The following is a 19181-nucleotide window of genomic DNA, read 5'->3' on the forward strand; positions in this document are numbered from 1 at the left end:
GGTGGGGACTGTGGAGTTGGGGTGGGGGCACCGTCATGCCCGGAAACGAAGAGGGTCACGCCGGGTGACCGGGGCGGTGTCGGCGACGGCCCTGCTCCTTTCGCTGCTGCCGGCGTTCGCGTTCGCTGTTCCCGGCAGCGAGGCCCACGCGTCGGCGCGGAAGTCTCCGCTGACGGAACAGTCGGCGTCGGAGCGGGCGGCGGCGACCGGCGAGCCGGTCGAAGTGAGCGCGGAGCGCACCGAGTACACGACGACCATGGCCAACCCCGACGGCAGCTTCGTCCTGACCCAGTCCACCGAGCCGCAGCGCGCCCGGGACGAGAGGGGGGCCTGGCGGGACATCGACGTCACGCTGGAGAAGCGCGCGGACGGCACCGTCGGGCCGAAGTCGGCCGTGGTGGATCTCGCCTTCTCGGGCGGCGGCAGCGGCGACGGGCTGTTGAGCCTCGGCTCCGGTGAGCAGCGGCTCAAGCTGGGCTGGCCTTCCGCCCTGCCCGAGCCGACCCTCGACGGTGCCACGGCCACGTACGCGAACGTGCCCGTCGAGGACGTGGACCTCCAGCTCACGGCGACGGCCGAGGGATACCGCGAGGTGCTGGTCGTCAAGTCGGCCGAGGCCGCCGCGCGTCCCGAGCTGGAGAAGGTCAGGCTCAGCGCCACGGGGGAAGGGCTGAGCGTGGTTCCGGGAGAGGGCGGCGGCCTGCGGGCCGTCGACGCCGACGGCAACGCCGTCTTCCGCGGGCCGTCCGGCCAGATGTGGGACTCCGCGGGGGATGCGGGGCCCGCTCCCCGCAAGGGGCCCCGGTCGCCTGCCGCGGGAGGGCAGGCGACCGGGAGCGGCACCACCGAGGCAGGCGCCACCGAGGACCCGGCCCAGCCCGGCGCGGGTGACGTGACCGCCGACCTGCCCGTGTCCGTCGCGGAGGGCGCGGTGTCGGTGACCCCCGACCTGGACCTGCTGCGCGGCGACAAGACCGTGTACCCGGTCTTCATCGACCCGTCGGTGGGCCTGGGCAAGTCGGAGTGGACGAAGCTGTCGTCGGACGGCGACAAGTTCTGGAAGTTCAGCGAGCCCAAGGGCGTGGGCCGGTGTGGCGTCGCCGACGGATACTACTGCGACCTCGGCGGCTACACGGACCGGATGTACTTCGAGTTCGGCGCGTCGAAGCTCGCGGGCAAGCACGTCCTGGACGCCACCTTCCGGGCCTACGAGACCTGGTCGTTCAACTGCTCACCGCACTGGGTCGACCTCGAGCGCACCGACAACATCTCCGAGGGCACGCGGTGGCCGGGACCGAAGCGGCTGGACCAGATGGGCGACCGGTACGTCTCGGCGGGCCGCGGCAACCTGTGCAGTCCGGAACAGCCGAACTCCTGGATCGAGTTCAACGACAATCCGGACGAGAAGGACGAGAACCTCACCTCCACGGTGCGCTCCCTCGCGGGCGGCAAGATCTCGCGCCTCACGCTGATGCTCCGCGCCAAGGACGAGGGCGAGCCACGGGCGTGGAAGCGGTTCGACAACAACGCGGAGCTCAAAGTCTGGTACATGCACAAGCCGGGGGTGCCGACATCCGTCGGCGCCATCCCCGGGACGGGCAACGGCAAGGCGCAGTGCCGGCCGGCGAAGGACCCAGTGACCGTCACGGTGGACACCCCCAAGGTCCAGGCCCGCGTCCAGACCAAGGTCGAGCAGCACCAAGGGGAGGAAGAGGGCTCACTCCAGGCCGAGTTCGTGATGCAGCGCTCCAGCACGGACACGACGTCGGGTTCGTGGTCGGACGTGTGGAAGGACTACAAGCCGGACTCGGGCTGGGATCCGGACGGCACCCTGGAGACGACGACCACCTCCAAGCGTGCGGACGGCGGCCTGTACCGCTTCAAGGCGCGCACCCAGTCGCACTGGGTCTACGGCGGCAAGAAGGGCGACCTCTTCTCCCCGTACTCGAAGTGGTGCTACCTGCGTATCGACTCGACGGCACCCAAGGAGCCGACGATCGAGTCGTTCGCTCCGTACCGCGAGTGCACCGCCAACGACTGCGCCGCCCACGGCGGGCCGGGCACGGGCGGCTTGTTCTTCTTCAAGCCGAACAAGGCGGACAAGGACGTGCAGCAGTACCGGTGGCGGTTCCTGACCTCGGAGGCCGACGCCACCAGGACGGTGAACGCCCAGTCCGGCGGTCAGGCCATGGTTCCGTCCATCAAGCCAGGTCTGGCGGGCACGCAGACCCTCTCCGTGGAGGCGAGTGACCTGAAGAAGGACAAGGAGGGCCGCGTCCGCTGGGGCCCGCCCGCCGAGTTCGTCTTCAAGGTCGGCGCGGCCGACGGCACGACCGGGCGGTGGCGCTTCGACGACGCCGGTCCGGGATCCAGCAGGACCACCGCGAACGACACCGGCCAGGTCGGCACCCGCCACGACGTCGTGCTCCGCGAAGAGGCCGGTACCGGCTGGTCGACGATGGGCCGACGCGGCGCCGGTGACTACGCGCTGCGCCTGAACGACAACCAGAGCGACCCCGACAAGCAGGTCGGCTACGCCTCCACCGACGGCGTGCCGGTCAACTCGCAGGACTCCTTCACGGTGTCCGCCTGGGCGTACCTGACCGACGACAAGGCCAACCGCGTGGTGCTGTCCGCACCGGGCGAGCACGGCTCGGCCTTCACGCTGTACTACTCCTCCGCCCTCAAGAAGTGGGTGTTCAACCGCACCGACCAGGACAAGAACGGCCCGGAGTACATCCGGTCCCTGGCCGACGCGCAGAACCCGCCGCTGAAGGTCTGGACGCACCTCGTCGGTGTCTTCGACACCAAGGGCAACGCCGACAAGAAGGACGACACGATCCAGCTCTTCGTCAACGGCCGGCCCCAGGGCGAGCCGGTGGTCCTCGCGGACGAGGCGTCCACGTACACCCCCTGGACCGCCGACCGGAACATGATGGTCGGGCGCTCCAAGGTGGGCGGCTCCTACGGGGAGTACTTCCTGGGGCGCCTCGATGAGGTCGCCACGTGGCAGCGGCCGTTGGAGCCGGAGGAGATCCGGGAGGAGAACCGTCTGGAGCGCAAGGGCGCCCCCACCAACGAACTGGTGGGCCACTGGGACGCCACCATCTCCTCCGGCGGACAGGTCATCGAGAGCCCGGAGGACCCGGACGACCCGGCCGCCACGGCCTTCCCGTACCGCAGAGGCGCGATGGACCTGTCGGACTCCGGTGCCCGTCTGACGGGCGAGGACGCGACGGCACTCGTCCTGGACGGCAAGAGCGGGTACGCCTCGGCGGCGGGTCCCGTCGTCGACGAGACCGGGTCGTTCACGGTCTCGGCGCGGGTGCGGCTGACCAAGTCCGAGCTCGCGGGCAAGCCCGTCGGCTACCGGGGGCTCGTGGCCGGGCAGGCCACGCCGGTGGGCAAGGAGTCGTCGTGGGCGCTGTGGGTGGAGAAGACCGGTGCCGACACCTACCGCTGGAAGTTCGGGCGGACCTCGGTCGACGCCGCAGGCAAGGTCACCGGCAGCGCGGTCGTCGAGGCCGAGGACACGATCGACTCGACGGAGTGGGACACCTGGGTCGACGTGACCGGGGTCTTCGACGTGGGCATGGACTTCATTGACGACGAGGGCCACCAGCGTCTCGGTGTGGCTCAACTGTACGTCGGCGCGCTCCCGCAGCAGGGCGGGGACGACGCCGGCCTCGGCAAGGCCCAGCAGGGCGACGGAGCCCTGACGGCGGGGCGCGGCTCCGCGAAGGGCACGTCCGGCCACTACCTGCCGGGTGATCTCGCGAAGCTGCGGGTCTGGACCGGCGCGATGACGCGGCAGCAGGTCACCGACCAGATCGCGGAGCCATCGACGTAGCGCGGCACGGCCGCGCCGGATTCCTCCCGCTCTCTCCCGCACTGGATTTCTACGGCGTGGGGTCGCCGACGGGCGACCCCACGCGAGGAGACACGCAATGAAACGACTTGGTCCCGGGCTGCCCGGAACCAGCAGATCAGCGAGACGCCGATGGAGTGGGCGGATCGCGCTCGTCACGGGCCTCGCCCTGCTGCCGGGGCTGCTGTCCCCGGTGGTGTTCACGAATACGGCGTCCGCGTCGACGGACCCGCTCGGCCGGCCGAAGCTGGACGCACCGCGCTCCGCCAAGGTCTCGCCGTTCACCGCCGAGAACAACGAGAAGAACGAGAAGAACGCAGCCGTCGTGCGGAAGTCGGCCGAGGCCGGCCGGCGCGCCGCCGACAAGGCACGCGATGACCAGCGGCGCGGCGTGACCTGGCCCAAGGACGGTACGGCGTCCCTGAAGCTGCCCGACTCGGGTGCGGCGAAGGCAGACCCCGGGTCGCTGCCCCTCACCCTTTCCGCGCCGAAGGCCGTGAAGGGTGCGCCGCGCCGGACCGCCGGGGCGCTCAAGGTCGAGGTTCTGGACCAGGGAGAAGCACGAAAGCTCGGTGTCAAGGGCGTCGTGCTCACGGCCACGGCACCACCAGAGGGCGGCCGGGCCCAACTGGGCATCGACTACTCGGCGTTCGCCTCCGCGTACGGCGGCGACTGGGCCGGGCGCCTCCAGGTCCTGCGCCTGCCTGACTGCGCGCTCGAAAGCCCTGGCAAGTCCGACTGCCGCACCCGCGAGCCGGTCGAGTTCACCAACGACCGCAGGGACGAGCAGCTGTACGCGGCGCTGTCTTTCCCCGCCGCGAGGTCGGGCGCGAAGGCGGGCCGGACCATGGTCCTCGCCCTGGCCGCGGGCACCAAGTCCGGCTCCGGTGACTACAAGGCGACGCCGCTCGCGGCCTCCTCCACTTGGGAGGCGGGCGGGTCCTCGGGCTCCTTCACGTGGGCGTACCCGCTGCGCGCACCCGCCCCCGCGGCGGGCCCGTCGCCCGATCTGACGATCTCGTACGACTCCGGGAGCGTCGACGGCCGTACCGCCTCCACCAACAACCAGGGCACGGTCGTCGGCGAGGGCTTCGACCTCACCTCCTCGTACATCGAGCGCAAGTACGGCTCCTGCGAGGACGACGGGCACGACAAGAAGTCCGACCAGTGCTGGAAGTACGACAACGCCTCGCTTGTCCTGAACGGCAAGGCCACCGAACTGGTCAAGGACGACACCAGCGGCGAGTGGCGCCTGAAGAACGACGACGCCTCCACCGTCAAGCGCCACACCGGCGCGAGCAACGGCGACGACAACGGTGAGTACTGGACCGTCACCACCGGCGACGGCACCGCGTACACCTTCGGCCTGAACAAGCTGAAGGGCGCGGGCGCGGACGACCGCACCGACTCGGTGTGGACGGTCCCGGTCTTCGGCGACGACGAGGGCGAGCCCGGTTACGCGGACGGCACCGGCTTCTCCGACCGGGACAAGAAGCAGGCATGGCGCTGGAACCTCGACCTCGTCGAGGACACCCACGGCAACGCCATGACGTACTGGTACGAGGCCGAGCACAACAACTACGACAAGCTCGGCGACGACAACACCGGCACCGACTACACGCGCGGCGGCCACCTCAAGGAGATCCGCTACGGCCAGCGCGCCGACGCCCTCTTCTCCGCCACCCCTGCCGCATCCCACAAGGTCACCTTCAGCTACGCCGAGCGCTGCCTCGCCACCGGCACCGGCTGCGACGAGCTGACCGAGGACAAACGGGACAACTGGCCCGACGTGCCGTACGACACCGTCTGCAAGGACGACAAGAAGTGCACCGGCAACATCGGCCCGTCCTTCTTCACCCGCAAGCGCATGACCGGCATCACCACGTACGCCTGGAACGCGGCCGTGGACAAGCCCGCCTACTGGGCCGTCGACGGCTGGAAGCTGAAGCACCTCTACCTCGACCCGGGGGACACCGGTGACAGCACCGACCAGTCCCTGTGGCTGGACGAGATCCAGCACACCGGCAAGCGCGGCGCGGACGACATCGCCCTGGACCCGGTGAAGTTCACGCACGCCTTTCTGCCCAATCGGGTCGACGGAGCGTCCGACGACATCATCTCCCTGGACAAGCCGCGACTGCGCTCGGTCACGTCCGAGACGGGCGCGCAGACGATCGTCTCGTACCAGCCTGCCGAGTGCGTGGCAGGCCAGACGATGCCCAAGCCGGACGACAACACCCGGCGCTGCTACCCCGTGTACTGGTCGCCGAACGGCGAGAAGACCCCGAAGCTCGACTGGTTCCAGAAGTACCCGGTCACCTCCGTGTCCACCACGGACCCGCGTGGCGGCGCGGAAGCCGTGCAGCACACGTACGAGTATTCCGGCGGCGGCGCCTGGCACTACAACGACGACCCGATGACGCCCGCCAAGGAACGCACCTGGTCGGTCTGGCGCGGCTACGGGAAGGTCACCCACTACACCGGCGACAAGGGCACCGACCGGCTGAAGACGGTCAACGTCTACATGCGCGGCATGAACGGCGACCGCGTCGCGGGCTCCGACGGCAAGACGCCCGACCCCGACAAGCGGAAGACCGCCGAGGCCGACGGCATCAAGGCCGCGAAGATCACCGACGCCGAGCAGTACGCCGGCTTCGCCCGGGAGACGGTGACGTACGACGGCGACACCGAGGTGTCCGCGACCGTCAACGACCCCTGGTCCAAGCGCACGGCCACGCAGCACAAGTCGTACGCCGACACCGAGGCGTACTACGTCCGCACCGCCGCCACCCATGAGCGGACCCGCGTCACCAGCGGCTCCGATCCCCGAGACCGGGTCCGCACCACCAAGACCGGCTACGACGACTACGGCATGCCCGAGACGGTCGAGGACCAGGGCGACGCCGACGTCACCGGCGACACCCTGTGCACCCGCACCTGGTACGCCCGCAACGCCGACCAGGGCCTCACCTCCCTGGTGTCTCGCACCCGCACGGTCGCCAAGGCATGCTCGACGTCCACGGCGGATCTCGACCTGCCCGCCGACTCCGACCGCCCGGGTGACGTCGTCTCCGACACGGCGGTCGTGTACGACGACCCCGGCGCCACGAAGTGGACGTCCGCGCAGAAGCCGACCAAGGGCGACGAGACCTGGTCCGGCCGAGCCAAGTCGTACGGCGCCGACGGCGTCGCGTCCTGGCAGAAGACCGCCACGACGGCCCACGACACACTCGGACGGCCTCTGGAGGCCAAGGACGCCCATGGCCTGACGGTCGCGACCACGGCCTACGAGCCGAAGGCCGCGGGCCCGCTGACCTCCTCCAGCGTCACCAACGCCAAGGGCCACAAGACCACCACCGACGTGGACTTCGGCACCGGCGCCACCGTGAAGATCACCGACCCGAACGGCAAGGTCACGGAGACGACGTACGACGCGCTCGGCCGCACCAAGCAGGTCTGGCTGCCGAACCGCCTCCGCGTCGACAAGACACCCAACTACGTCTTCGACTACAAGGTCACCAGCAAGGCCATGTCCTGGGTGTCCACCGGCACCCTCAAGGGCGACGGCTCCGGCTACAACACCAGCTACGAGTTCTACGACTCCCTCCTGCGCCCGCGCCAGACGCAGACCCCGACCCCGGTCGGCGGCCGTCTCATCGGCATCACCCTCTACGACGACCGCGGCCTCGCCGTCAGCAGCCAGGGCGAGACCTGGGACGAGACGTCCACGCCGAACAGCACTCCGGTGCAGACCGAGGGCAGCCAGGCGCCGACGCAGACCGACACCACGTACGACGCGGCGGGCCGCCCCACGAAGTCCGTCACGAAGAACTTCGGAGTGACCCGGTGGACCACCACCACGTCCTACACCGGTGACACCGTCGTCAGCAGCGCCCCGGAGGGCGGTCAGGCCACGGCCGAGGTGACCGACGCCCGCGGACAGACCGTCCTGCGCCGCGAGTACGGCGGTCCGAAGCCGACCGGCACGGACTTCACCAGCACCCGGTTCACGTACACACCGGGCGGACAGCAGGAGACGATCACTGGGCCCGACAAGTCCAAGTGGTCCTACTCCTATGACCTCTTCGGCCGCCAGGTCAGCGCCGACGACCCGGACAAGGGCGCGACGACCACGACGTACGACAGCCTCGACCGGACCCTGACCACGACGGACGTCGAAAAGCGGAAGCTGCTGTACGGCTACGACGACCTGGACCGCAGGACCGGCATGTGGCACAGCGAGAAGTCGGACGCCACCAAGCTGGCCGCCTGGACCTACGACGACCTGGCCAAGGGCGAGCAGGACACGGCCGTACGCTACGACGGGGGCCTTTCCGGCAAGGCGTACACCCGCAAGGTCACCAGCTACACCTCGCTCTACGAGGTCAGGGGCAGCGAGCTGACTCTGCCTGACGACGACCCGCTGGTCACGGCCGGTGTCCCCAAGAAGCTGTCCTTCGCGACGGGGTACCGCTTCGACGGCACCGTCAGCCAGACCACCCAGCCCGCCGTCGGCGGCCTCAAGACCGAGACGGCCGGATACGAGTACAACGCCCTGGGCCTCCAGACGGGCATGGACGGCCTCACCGGTTACCTGCACGGCGCCGCCTTCTCCCCGCAGGGCGACCTGCGCCAGCTCACCCTGGGCATGAGCGGCGCGAGCTCCGAGAAGAAGGCATATCTCAACTACGACTACGAGGCGGGCACGCGCCGCCTCACCCGCTCCTACGTCACCGACGACGTGCACGGGTACATGCCCCAGGAGCTGAAGTACACCCAGGACGACGCGGGCAACGTCCTGTCGATCCTCGACGCCACCACGCAGGGAGGCACACAGAAGCCCGACCACCAGTGCTTCGCCTACGACGGCTACAGCCGCCTGACCGAAGCATGGACCCCGAAGACCGCCGACTGCGCGGCCTCGGGCCGCAAGACGGCGAACATCGATGGAGCGGCCCCCTACTGGACCTCGTACACCTACAACGCGGCGGGCCAGCGCGCGACCGAGACCCAGCACAAGACGTCGGGCGACGAGACCACGAAGTACGACTACGGCACCCCCGCGGGCCAGCCGCACCCTCTCGCGAAGACCACCGGGGCCCGTGCGGCCACGTACGAGTACGACAAGACCGGCAACACGACGAAGCGGCCCGGGCCGAAGGCCCAGCAGAACCTGGCGTGGAACACGGAGGGCAAGCTGGCCAAGACCCTCGAAGGCACCGCCGAGACCTCCTATCTCTACGACGCCGACGGTGAACTGCTCATCCGCCGCGCCAAGGGCGACGGGGACACGGTCCTCTACCTCGGCGCCACCGAAGTCCGCCTGACGACGAAGGGCACGAGGAAGACCCTCTCCGGCACCCGCTACTACACCGCCAACGACCAGACGATCGCGGTCCGCACGGCCGCCGGTGGCGCCGCGGACTCGGAACTCAGCTTCCTGGCCGCCGATCACCACGGCACGTCGAGCATCGCCCTGGACGCGACGACCTACGAGGTGACGAAGCGCTACACGTCGCCGTTCGGGGCGCCGCGCGGCGAGAAGACGCCGAAATGGCCGGATGACAAGGGCTTCCTGGGCAAGCCGGTCGACAAGGGCACCGGGCTCACGCACATCGGGGCGCGGGAGTACGACCCGACCACCGGCCAGTTCATCAGCGTCGACCCGCTGCTCGAAGCCGCGAAGCCGGGGAGCCTCAACGGGTACAGCTACGCGGAGAACAACCCCGTCACCGCGTCGGATCCGTCCGGCATGGGATCGACGTTCACGTGCAGTGGCTCGTCGTGCGGGTCCGAAGTGGAATTCCAGGACTCGTTCGCCGCTCCGGACTTCGGGTCGGGCGCCACCTGGGAGTCGACCTACAAGAACTACCCGAGCGGCGGCGGAACGTCGCACGTGAGCAGCGTCGGCTACACCACGAGCCCCAAGTCGTGCAGCGTCATGGGCATTCCCTGCGGCTTCAACCGAGGGCCCAGCGATTCGACGCCATGGCTCCAGGACAAGATCCTCGGCCTGACCAAGGGCGCGGGCAAGGGGGCGATGGACCTCTTCGGGCCGGACGTGGACTCGGCGCAGGAATGCGTGGAAAAGCGGGGGCGCAGCGGCAAGTGCGTTGCCACCGGGCTGGAGCTCATGCCCTGGGGGCGCGCTGCCAAGCTCGCTCAGAAGCTCGGGAAGAAGCTGGCGAAGGGGCTGGAGGCGACCAAGAAGGGCAAGGGAGGGCGGAAACGGCCCGACTGCGAGTGCTTCCTGGCCGGCACCGACGTCCTCCTCGCCGACGGCAAGACCAGGGACATCGAAGACATCCGCCCCGGCGACAAGGTCGTCGCCACCGACCCCAAGACCGGTAGGACCAGCCTCCGCAAGGTCACGCGCCTCATCGTCACCGACGACGACAGGTACTTCAACACCCTGTCCATCGCCACGGACGACGGCATCGCGACCCTCACCGCCACGCACGAACACCCCTTCTGGTCCCCGTCCGAACGCCGCTGGATCGAAGCCAGGAACCTGAAGCCGGGAATGACCCTGCGGACGGACCAGGGCGACACGGTCGTGGTGACGAAGAACCACGAGTTCACCAGGCAGGTGCGGACGTACAACCTCACGGTTGCGGATGTCCACACGTACTATGTGATGGCGGGCGGGACGCCGGTTCTCGTTCACAATTCGAGCGGCCCGTGTGGGCCGGGGTTCAGAACTGCATCACAAGCCGGGATCAGCCCGAACGATGCGCGGCGTATCCAAAATGCTGCCGATAAGGCCGGCCAGCCGGTCATCGTAGTCGGAAGCCGCGCGAACGGCAGCGCTAACCCGGCATCGGACTGGGATTACATTTTGTCTGGCCCGTCGAGGTCTCGGCATAGTCAGCAGAACTCCCTGCCGAGGGGGACCGGGGATGGCGAAGGAAGCGGCCGAGGGCGCGACTTCTGGCAGAACTACAATCCAAGTCGGCCAGACTATGCAGAATTGGACCCGAGTAAGCCCTATGTCATATTCGAGCCCCGGAGTCGGTGATCAATTGAAAGCGTCGGAGCGAATCATCAACGAGGTTGCCCAGGGTCTCCTTGGCTTGGAGCAGGGGGTGAGCTGGTTCTCTGCCCTGGAGCGGGTCGAGCAAAAGGCGGTACTGCATGAAGTGGTTCGCCATTCCATGCAGGCCCACGCAACGGCGGAGGACGGTCGAGAGGGCGTTTCGCGATCCGGAGTGAAGCCGACATCGAATCCCGCTGTTCTGATTGTCAGGGAACCGCTACTCCAGCAAATGGGAAAGATTATTAATCTTCCTGAAGCTGAGTATGTGAAGGCGTTTCGTGTTCTCCTTTCCACCTTCGTCGTGGCGGATACGCGGCGGAGAGAGCTGGAGTGTCGAGGAAGTTGCAGCCACGCCTGGCATAACTTGACATAGGAGTGATCGGCAGTCCTTGCGGCCTCTCGGCAGCGCCATCAAGTACCGGTCACCCCGACTACCTAAATTCGGGGCGGCGTACAAAATGGGAGCCTCCACCAGGCGCGTGCTTGGTGGGGCTCCCGGTCGTTTGAGTCGGACGTGGGCGTAGACGCCGGCGGTGACGCCGATGTGGGCGTGGCCGAGGGAGTTGATGCATTCGGTGGGGAGGGCGATGCGCCGCTCGGAGGCCAGGGTCTTGGTGTTCAGGGCGGTCAGTCCCTGGCTGCGGCCGAAGCTCTACGGGACGCGATCCTGAACGGCGAATTCCGCCCCAGTGAGCGCCTGCCCTCGGCCAACGTGCTGGGGGGAGAGGCTCGGTGTCTCCAGCTCCACTGTCCAAACCGCTCTGCGGGTCCTCAAGCAGGAAGGGCTGGTCCATTCCCAGCTCGGCCGGGGCAGCTTCGTCAGCATGTCAGCGAACGGAAGCGCCGAGCCGACCGACAGTGAGCACGACGAGGCTGAAACCGGAGAGCCGGACTGGCCGGTCGATGCCATCCGTAGCGAAGACGGCCGGCCGCCGTACGTTCAGGTGGCTGACGCCCTCCACCGAGAGATCGTGGAAGGCGTCTACCCTCCCGGTTCGCAGCTGCCCCCGGCCCGCGAGATCCAAGAGCGGTTCCAAGTCGCCAACTCCACCGCCCAGAACGCCTACCGCAGCCTCAAGCAGGCAGGACTTGTGCATGCCGTCAAGGGCGGGGCGTCTTCGTGCGCCAGGAGCCGGAGCCGGGCAAGTACCACGGGCCGATCACGAACTACCTGCTGAGGGAGGAAATCGACCGAGAGGCCCGCGCAGCCGCCACCGAGTTCGCCGACCTCAGCGATGACGAGCTGCTGGAACGGGAAACGGAGCTCGGGGGTCCATGACGACGCCGCCGAGCCGGACATGCCGCCGAGCGAGAAGCTGGAGACCGCACTGGCCGAATCGAAAAAGCGTCGGCAGCAGCGCCCCCGACCGCCAGTCTGACAGCTCGGACACTGGGTGAGCTGTTCAGAGTTTCCTTACTTGATCAAGGGCGCCCCGCTGACGCGGGCCGCCGCGCGCCGGCGGTCGGCGACCGCCGTCCGCTCCTGTCTGCCGCCCCGCTGGCGACGGCCGCCGACCACTCGGCGCAGAGCCCGGGAGCGTAGGCCGGACTACCCATCAGAAGCCCCGGTCCGACCGCTCAGCAGCAGACTGGCCGGGCACCTGAGAGGCCGCCCGGCGGGCTCGCGCCGTCCCGACGGCCCATGTTTCCCGCCTGGCTGGGGGCCGTGACGATGGAGATAACTGGGCTGATGCCGGTGCGGGGTTGAGCGAGACACACGTGGCGGGTGGTCGGTCGGCGCGCCCGCCGTCGTGGCTGACTTTCTGTGGCAGAGGCCAGAACCCCACACCAAGAGCACGGCACGCACGGAGTCGGGTGGGTCAGCGCGGTGCGGCGCCTGGGCGAGCGAGGCGGGTCACGTCTGGCGCCAGGTCCGCCAGGGGCGGGTGATGATCTCCCGGTAGGTGTGGTGGGACGGGTTCTGGCCGCAGTGCCGCAGGACCCAGCCCTGCGGTTCGGCGAAGTCCTCGCTTGTCGGCGAGGTCTCTCCGTCCACGGCGCACTGCATCGCGTAAAGGACCGGCTCCGCGTCCGGCTCGCGGTCGGGCTGGAGCGTCCAGGTCTCGTAGCGCAGGACCGAGCGCGGGGTCACCGTCCCCACCTCCGGTTGGCCACGGCCACCTTCGCGCTCAACTCCTCCGTCGGAGTCGGCGAACGTACGTCCTCGGGTGACACGTCCCACTCCCGGCCACCGCGCGGCGGCCGAAGCTGCACGTACGTCCCCACATGCCCCATCACCACGCCCACTTTGCCGCTCCGCCGGTCGACCACCAGGGCGCCGACATCGCGCGAGACGGTGTGCCCGTGGGCATCAGGGTTGGGGGCCGTCATCGTGACCACCCCGGCGAGGCGGCGCGGGACCGGGCGTCCAGTCGCAGGGCGGGAACATGTGAGGTGGCACTCATTCGCACGGTGACGCTCCTCGGCGGCGCTGATGCGTGCCCCTGGGCCTGTTGGTGCCGCAGGAAGGAACCTCCACCAAACCCCACTTCGGGACGTCCTGCACCGTGTAGAACGTCCCTGGTGCCGTCCTGAGACGAAGGGGGCGACTCGTGCCGAACGAGAGACTACGAGCCCTCATGGCGGCGGGAGCTGGACGTACGCCGCACTCGCTCAGCAGGTCGAGGTCGACCCCAAGTCGGTCGAGCGCTGGGTGAACCTCGGGCGAATCCCACGTCGTGCCACCGCCCTCCAGGCGGCCGAGGCCCTGGGAGAAGACGTGCACGCACTCTGGCCGGCGCTCCGCCAGGCCCGCCCCGCCCGCGCCGTCAGCCCCGAACTGGTCGCGCTCTACGAACGGCGGGCCGATATCCCCGTCTCGACGTTCACCGACCTGATGGCCCAAGCCCGGGAACGGATCGACATCCTCGTCTACGCGGCAGTCTTCCTCCACGAGGCGTACCCGCGGCTGAACGAACTCCTCACCGAACGCGCCGCCGAAGGCTGCACCGTCCGCATCGCGATCGGGGACCCCGACAGCGACAACGTCCAAGCCCGCGGCCAGGAAGAGCGGTTCGGCCACGGCATCGAATCCCGCTGCCGCCTCGCCCTTATGCACTACAAGCCGCTCGCCGACACCCCCGGCATCGAAGTCCGCACCCACGGCACCACGCTCTACAACTCCCTCTACCGCGCCGACGACCAGGAACTCGTCAACGCACACGTCTGGGGCGTCAACGCCTACGCAGCCCCCGTGTGGCACCTTCGTCGACACCAGGAGAGCGGCATGTTCGACACCTACGCCGACAGCTTCGACGCCGTGTGGGCGACCGCAACCCCCATACGAGAGGAAGACTGACCGTGGCCCGCACCGAGTACTACGACGACCCCAACGCGCCCAAGCCGAACAGCATGGTTGTCGCCGCTTCCGCCGTCGTCACCGACGACCACGGACGCATCCTCCTCCAGCGCCGCCGCGACAACGACCTGTGGGCCCTGCCCGGAGGCGGCATGGACCTCACCGACTCCCTGCCAGGCACAGCCGTTCGTGAGGTCAAAGAGGAGACCGGCCTCGACGTCGAGATCACCGGCCTGGTCGGCACCTACACCGACCCGAAACACATCATCGCCTACACCGACGGCGAGGTCCGGCGACAGTTCAACGTCTGCTTCACCGCCCGCATCACCGGCGGTCGGCTGGAGTTTTCCGACGAGTCCACCGAGCTCCGGTTCGTGCCGCCGGAAGAGATTGAGCAGCTGCCGATGCACCACACCCAACGACTCAGGCTCCAACACTTCCTGGAACAGCGCGAAAATCCGTACCTGGGCTGAACCGTCTGACGGCAGTAGCGACGCCAACAACCCCGCACAACCACGAACGCCCACGCACTTCACCGGACCAGCAAACTACGCTTATGACGCTGCTGCGGAGTTCTTGAAAAGCGTCCACGCTGGAAGCGTCGTTAAGGCTAGAGCGGCTACTATCGTTCCCAGTCCAAATGGGTTGTACAAGACTGCCTTTCCAGTTGTTGGTCCGAAGTAGAAGGCCGGAGGCATGTCCTTTTCTGTGTCTTTTCAATCGACTGTGGCGCCTGGCGTCGAATCCTCCAGATCAGTGATTCGGGAGAGATTGGCAGAAGACTACGACACTGTAATCATGGAGGCGTGTGAAATCCTTTCTGCCGCTGGCGGGTTCAGATTCCATGTCAGCGGCTTCGGGAGCGATGAGTGGCCGCTCGACGTCGCGTATGACCTTTCTGCTTTCATGGAGCAACTTCCGTCGCTTCTGGAAGGTCTTCGTGAGCGCCGCGAAGTCGAAGTGGATCTCTATTCGCAGGGCGTCGAGAGGACTCTAATATTTCGTCCGATTGAGAGCCGGGTAGTCATTCGATGTGAGTCGCGAACTGAGTGGATCGCGGACCCAGATGTCGAGGGCCTTGAGCTTTGCGAGCTAGTAGCCATGCTTTCAAAATTGGCCCAAGACTTCGCTGGAGGGCTCAAGGGGTCAACTCCGAGCTGTCGGAGGTCACGCCGTTCTCGCGTTGGCTGGAAGGCGGGGCGTAGCCTCGCTGAGACCTGCCCTGCCGCCCTCCTGTTACCCCTGTCGGCGTCCCGCAGAGCCCCTGACTGCGGGCGCGCGCACGATGTTGATCGCTGACCGGGATCGAGGCCCGCGACAGCTGGAGGACTCCGCGAGGCGATAGCCATCCCGACAACCCATAGGTGAACAGTGGGAAGTTGGGTGTTGAGGTGGCCCCTGCCTGGATATGGTGCTCAGGCAGGAGGCCCACGGCGACCAGCAGGGCGGCCACGTGGGCGTGAGGACCGGGACCGGGGGTGTGCGGATGCCGACCGCGATAGCCGTCACCAGCCCCGAGCTGGTGCTGCCCTCGCCCGACCGTCACACCCCCACCGCCGCCGTCCTGCAGAGCGCAGTCCAGTCGCCGAAGACGTACTCGCTGGACGAGGCGCTCACCGAGATGCACGCCCTGATCGAGTACCACGGGTACGTGATCGTGCTGTGCCCGGCCTCCGCCCCGGACTCCGTACGGCATCGGCTGCACGCCATCCGGTCGGTCCTTGAGAGCGACCGGATCGCGCTCGTGCGCAGTGAGCTGCCGCCGCTCGGGCTCTCCGTCCTCGCCCTCCAGTTACGGCAGTTGTCGATATGCGACTTCAGCCCGGGGGTCCTGGCCTGCGCCGCCCGGCTGCTCAGTCACTACATCTACGCGGGCGCGCTCCTCGGCTCCGTCGCCAAGCTCGACCGCGTGCCCGTCACGCTCCGGTCGCACGCCAAGTCCTGGGTGCCGGGCGCCCAGTTCGCGGTCCTCGCGACGCCGCGGCCCGAGCTGGTCAAGGTGAGCGGCGGCGGCGACGCGCTGCTGCGAGGGCCCGGGTTCAGTACGAAACTGCTGTACGCGACGGGGCAGCTGGCGCCCGACTGGGTGCTCGGCGAGCTGGCGCCCGCGTGGAACGTGCAGGGCTCCGCGGACGTACCGCTGCCCGGCGAGTCCGCCCGCTGGTGGGCCACCGGCAAACTCGTCGAGTTCGCCGCGGCCATCCCGGACATCTCCGTGCTCTACCAACTCGTGTCGTCCGTGCGGAGGGAGGACTGCCACTGGTGCGGTCTCGAACTCATCGGTGACCGCTGCGCCTTCTGCGCCGCGCCGATGAACACGGCGGCCGAATCAGCAGTACGCGCCCTGCCTCGTGGCGCGACATAGACAGAACGTCCTCCCCGCGCACGTACGCATCCGAAGACTCACGCACCAGCCCGCTCACTGTCCGTAGCCACACGCACTCGCTGCACGATCGATCGAGGTAGGTAGTCCGGCCCATGAATTCACGCCAGCGACGCGGTGTCATCCTGCTGGTCCTGTCGGTCCTGTGCGCGCTCGGCGCGTTCGCCGGCGTGCTCTCGGTGATCCGCGACGTGAACTCCAAGGTCGGGCCCGAGGTCGAGGCGTACGAACTCAAGACGGACGTCGCGCCCTACAAGGAACTGGAACCCGACCAGTTCAAGAAGGTCGAGATGCCCGAGCGGTGGCTGTCGGACAACGCCGTGACCAATCTTCGGGAGATCCGGGGCAAGATCGCCGTCACGCAGCTGCGCAAGGGCTCGCTGCTGCAGACCGACATGATCGTGAAGCGGCCCCAACTGGAGCCGGGACAGCAGGAGATCGCGATCATGATCGACGCCGCGACCGGTGTCGCCGGAAAGATCACGCCCGGCTCGACCGTCAACATCTACGCCACCTTCAAGGCCGAGGACGAGAAGGGCACCGACCAGTCGAAGGTCATCGTCGAGAGCGCGAAGGTCATCGACGTGGGCAAGCTGACGTCGCTCGACGCCGACCCCGGCGACGACCGCTCCCGGCGCCGCGAGAGCGAGGCCGTGCCGATCACGTTCGCCCTCGACACCAAGGACGCCCAACGCGTCGCGTACGCCGAGTCGTTCGCCTCGCACGTGCGGCTCGCCCTCGTCGGGCAGGGAGGCGAGGCGGACGTGCCGCGCGGCGACCGCACGTACACCTTGGACGAAGACAAGTGAGCACGAGTAGGGGGCCACTCATGTACGTTCCCCGGGCCGAGGGAGGCCGCGCGTGACCACCCGAATCCTGCCCGCCGTCGGCGACATGGACGCGGCACGCACCCTCACCGGCCTCGCCGCGCAGCTGCCGGACGCCGAACCCGCCCCGCCCGTGCCGGACTCCACCGTGCTCCTGGACACCCTGGCCCGCCTCGCCGCCGAGTCCCTCGACGAGCTGCCCGAGGTCGTCCTCGTACACGAACGCATCGCGCCCGTGCCCGCCCTGGACCTGATCCGCGACCTGGTCCTTCGCTTCCCCGCGGTGGGCGTCGTACTCGTCACCGCCGACACCAGCCCGGCGCTCCTGACCGCCGCGATGGACAGCGGCGCCCGCGGCATCGTCACCTTCCCGCTCGCCTACGACGCCCTCGCCGAGCGGGTACAGGCCGCGTCCGCCTGGTCGGCGGGGATGCGGCGGCACCTGGGCAGCACGGCCGTGGAGCTGTACGGCGGCGGGCCCGGCGCCGCGGTGCCCGGCGGCGGGCAGGTCGTGGCCGTCACCGGCGCCAAGGGCGGCGTCGGCACCACCCTCACCGCCGTCCAGCTCGCGCTCGCCGCGCAGGCGTCCGGCCGCAGCACCGCCCTGCTCGACCTGGACCTGCAGTCCGGCGACGTCGCCTCGTACCTGGACGTGCAGTTCCGCCGTTCCGTCGCCGACCTCGCCTCGATCAGCGACATCTCGCCGCGCGTCGTCCAGGACGCGGTGTACGCCCACGAGTCCGGCGTCGGCCTGCTCCTCGCGCCCGCCGACGGCGAGCGCGGCGAGGAGATCACCGACCGCGTGGCCCGGCAGACGGTCAACGCGCTGCGCGGGCGGTACGACGTCGTGGTCGTCGACTGCGGTACGTACGTCACGACGGCCACCGCCACCGCCATAGAGATGGCTGACCAGGCCGTGCTCCTGGTGACCCCGGACGTCGTGGCCGTGCGCTCCGCCAAGCGCATGGTGCGGCTGTGGGACCGGCTCCAGATCCGCAAGGCGGAGGAGACGGTGACGGTCGTCAACCGGGCGGCGCGCGGCACGGAGATCCAGCCGTCCCTCGTCGCGCGCGTCACCGGCACCCGGGAGGCCCGCAGTGTGGTCCCGGACGCCCCCAAGGAGCTCCAGGCCCCCGTCGACGCGGGCCGCCTCCAGGACCTCGACAGCAAGTCGACGGTCAAGCAGGCGCTGTGGGGGCTCGCGGGGGAGCTGGGCCTTGTGGAGCCGGAGTCGGCGGGGCACGCGCGCAAGGGGAGCCGCGGGACGCGGCGGCTCGGGAAGTCCGACCGCGGCGCGGTCACCGTCGAGTTCGCCGGGATGTTCCCGTTGGTGCTCACGGTCGTCGGGATTCTCTGGCAGTGCGCTCTGTACGGATACACGTACTCGTTGGCCGGGAACGCGGCGGACGAGGCGGCTCGGGCCGCCACGGCCGCGTACGCCGTGTCCGGTGACGCGCAGGGTGCCTGCGAGGCGGCCGGGAAGGAGCATCTGCCCGGGGCCTGGCAGGACGCCGTGATCTCCTGTGTGCCGGCGGGCGACGTGGTGGAAGCCACCGTCAAGGTGGACGTGCCGCTGTTCTTCCCTGGGGTGGAGACGGGGTGGTCCGTCGACGCGAAGGCGGGGGCGGCGAGTGAGGGGGAGGACTCGCCGTGAGGGGCGGGCTGCGGCGAGCCGCGCGGCTTCGTACGGCACGGCTTCGTACGGCAAGGCTCCGTACCGCAAGGACCTGTGCCGCAAGGCGCCGCCGTTACGACGACGCAGGCGTCTC

12 protein-coding genes are annotated in these 19181 nt (G+C 68.8%); 10 read left to right on the forward strand and 2 right to left on the reverse strand.

The features are described from left to right. The first annotated feature begins 64 nt into the window (after positions 1-64). The 5 genes from STRAU_RS31350 to STRAU_RS44095 all read left to right on the forward strand — a co-directional run bounded on the left by STRAU_RS31350 (position 65) and on the right by STRAU_RS44095 (position 12183). Positions 65-3850 carry a laminin G domain-containing protein gene (locus tag STRAU_RS31350; RefSeq protein WP_016644435.1) on the forward strand — a complete coding sequence of 1262 codons (3786 nt, stop codon included), beginning with the start codon at positions 65-67 and terminating at the stop codon, positions 3848-3850. A gap of 97 nt (positions 3851-3947) precedes the next feature. After that, a complete protein-coding gene (locus tag STRAU_RS31355) occupies positions 3948-10886 on the forward strand; it encodes a polymorphic toxin-type HINT domain-containing protein (protein ID WP_016644436.1) in 6939 nt (2312 codons plus the stop codon). Beyond that, entirely contained in the window at positions 10858-11277 is a 420-nt protein-coding gene (locus STRAU_RS42605) for a DUF5958 family protein (protein ID WP_259300030.1), read from the forward strand. The genes STRAU_RS31355 and STRAU_RS42605 overlap by 29 nt, the downstream gene beginning before the upstream one ends. A 316-nt stretch (positions 11278-11593) precedes the next feature. After that, positions 11594-12082: a GntR family transcriptional regulator gene (locus STRAU_RS44785; protein WP_078621639.1), complete on the forward strand. Its 489-nt coding sequence runs from the start codon at positions 11594-11596 to the stop codon at positions 12080-12082. Next, complete coding sequence (locus tag STRAU_RS44095) at positions 12025-12183, forward strand: hypothetical protein (protein ID WP_016644437.1); 159 nt, start codon at positions 12025-12027, stop codon at positions 12181-12183. Before STRAU_RS44785 ends, STRAU_RS44095 begins: the two co-directional genes overlap by 58 nt. 576 nt (positions 12184-12759) lie before the next feature. On the opposite strand, the gene STRAU_RS31370 is transcribed toward STRAU_RS44095, so the two are convergent. Both STRAU_RS31370 and STRAU_RS31375 read right to left on the reverse strand, forming a co-directional pair. Beyond that, on the reverse strand, positions 12760-13005 hold the full coding sequence (locus STRAU_RS31370; RefSeq protein ID WP_016644440.1) for a DUF7848 domain-containing protein: 246 nt from the start codon (positions 13003-13005) through the stop codon (positions 12760-12762). Beyond that, positions 12993-13244 carry a hypothetical protein gene (locus tag STRAU_RS31375; RefSeq protein ID WP_016644441.1) on the reverse strand — a complete coding sequence of 84 codons (252 nt, stop codon included), beginning with the start codon at positions 13242-13244 and terminating at the stop codon, positions 12993-12995. The genes STRAU_RS31370 and STRAU_RS31375 overlap by 13 nt, the downstream gene beginning before the upstream one ends. Positions 13245-13623: 379 nt before the next feature. On the opposite strand from STRAU_RS31375, the gene STRAU_RS31380 reads away from it, so the two are divergent. From STRAU_RS31380 to STRAU_RS31400, 5 genes are all read left to right on the forward strand, one after another. Beyond that, a complete protein-coding gene (locus STRAU_RS31380) occupies positions 13624-14202 on the forward strand; it encodes a hypothetical protein (protein WP_016644442.1) in 579 nt (192 codons plus the stop codon). Between the two features lie 2 nt (positions 14203-14204). Further along, positions 14205-14675, forward strand: coding sequence for an NUDIX domain-containing protein (locus STRAU_RS31385; RefSeq protein WP_016644443.1), 471 nt, complete (start codon positions 14205-14207; stop codon positions 14673-14675). Between the two features lie 1013 nt (positions 14676-15688). Further along, positions 15689-16567 carry a hypothetical protein gene (locus STRAU_RS31390; RefSeq protein ID WP_052029367.1) on the forward strand — a complete coding sequence of 293 codons (879 nt, stop codon included), beginning with the start codon at positions 15689-15691 and terminating at the stop codon, positions 16565-16567. A 113-nt stretch (positions 16568-16680) separates the two neighbouring features. Further along, positions 16681-17394: a Flp pilus assembly protein CpaB gene (gene cpaB / locus STRAU_RS31395; protein WP_016644445.1), complete on the forward strand. Its 714-nt coding sequence runs from the start codon at positions 16681-16683 to the stop codon at positions 17392-17394. Positions 17395-17446: 52 nt separating this feature from the next. Further along, complete coding sequence (locus tag STRAU_RS31400; RefSeq protein WP_016644446.1) at positions 17447-19066, forward strand: P-loop NTPase; 1620 nt, start codon at positions 17447-17449, stop codon at positions 19064-19066. Positions 19067-19181 lie beyond the last annotated feature (115 nt).

It is taken from the genome of Streptomyces aurantiacus JA 4570, from assembly GCF_000414115.1.
Lineage (GTDB): Bacteria > Actinomycetota > Actinomycetes > Streptomycetales > Streptomycetaceae > Streptomyces > Streptomyces aurantiacus_A.

Coding starts and splice junctions, on each gene's coding strand:
- STRAU_RS31355 (WP_016644436.1), top strand. CDS start 3,948: ATGAAACGACTTGGTCCCGGGCTGCCCGGAACCAGCAGATCAGCGAGA.
- STRAU_RS42605 (WP_259300030.1), top strand. CDS start 10,858: ATGTCATATTCGAGCCCCGGAGTCGGTGATCAATTGAAAGCGTCGGAG.
- STRAU_RS31390 (WP_052029367.1), top strand. CDS start 15,689: ATGCCGACCGCGATAGCCGTCACCAGCCCCGAGCTGGTGCTGCCCTCG.
- cpaB (WP_016644445.1), top strand. CDS start 16,681: ATGAATTCACGCCAGCGACGCGGTGTCATCCTGCTGGTCCTGTCGGTC.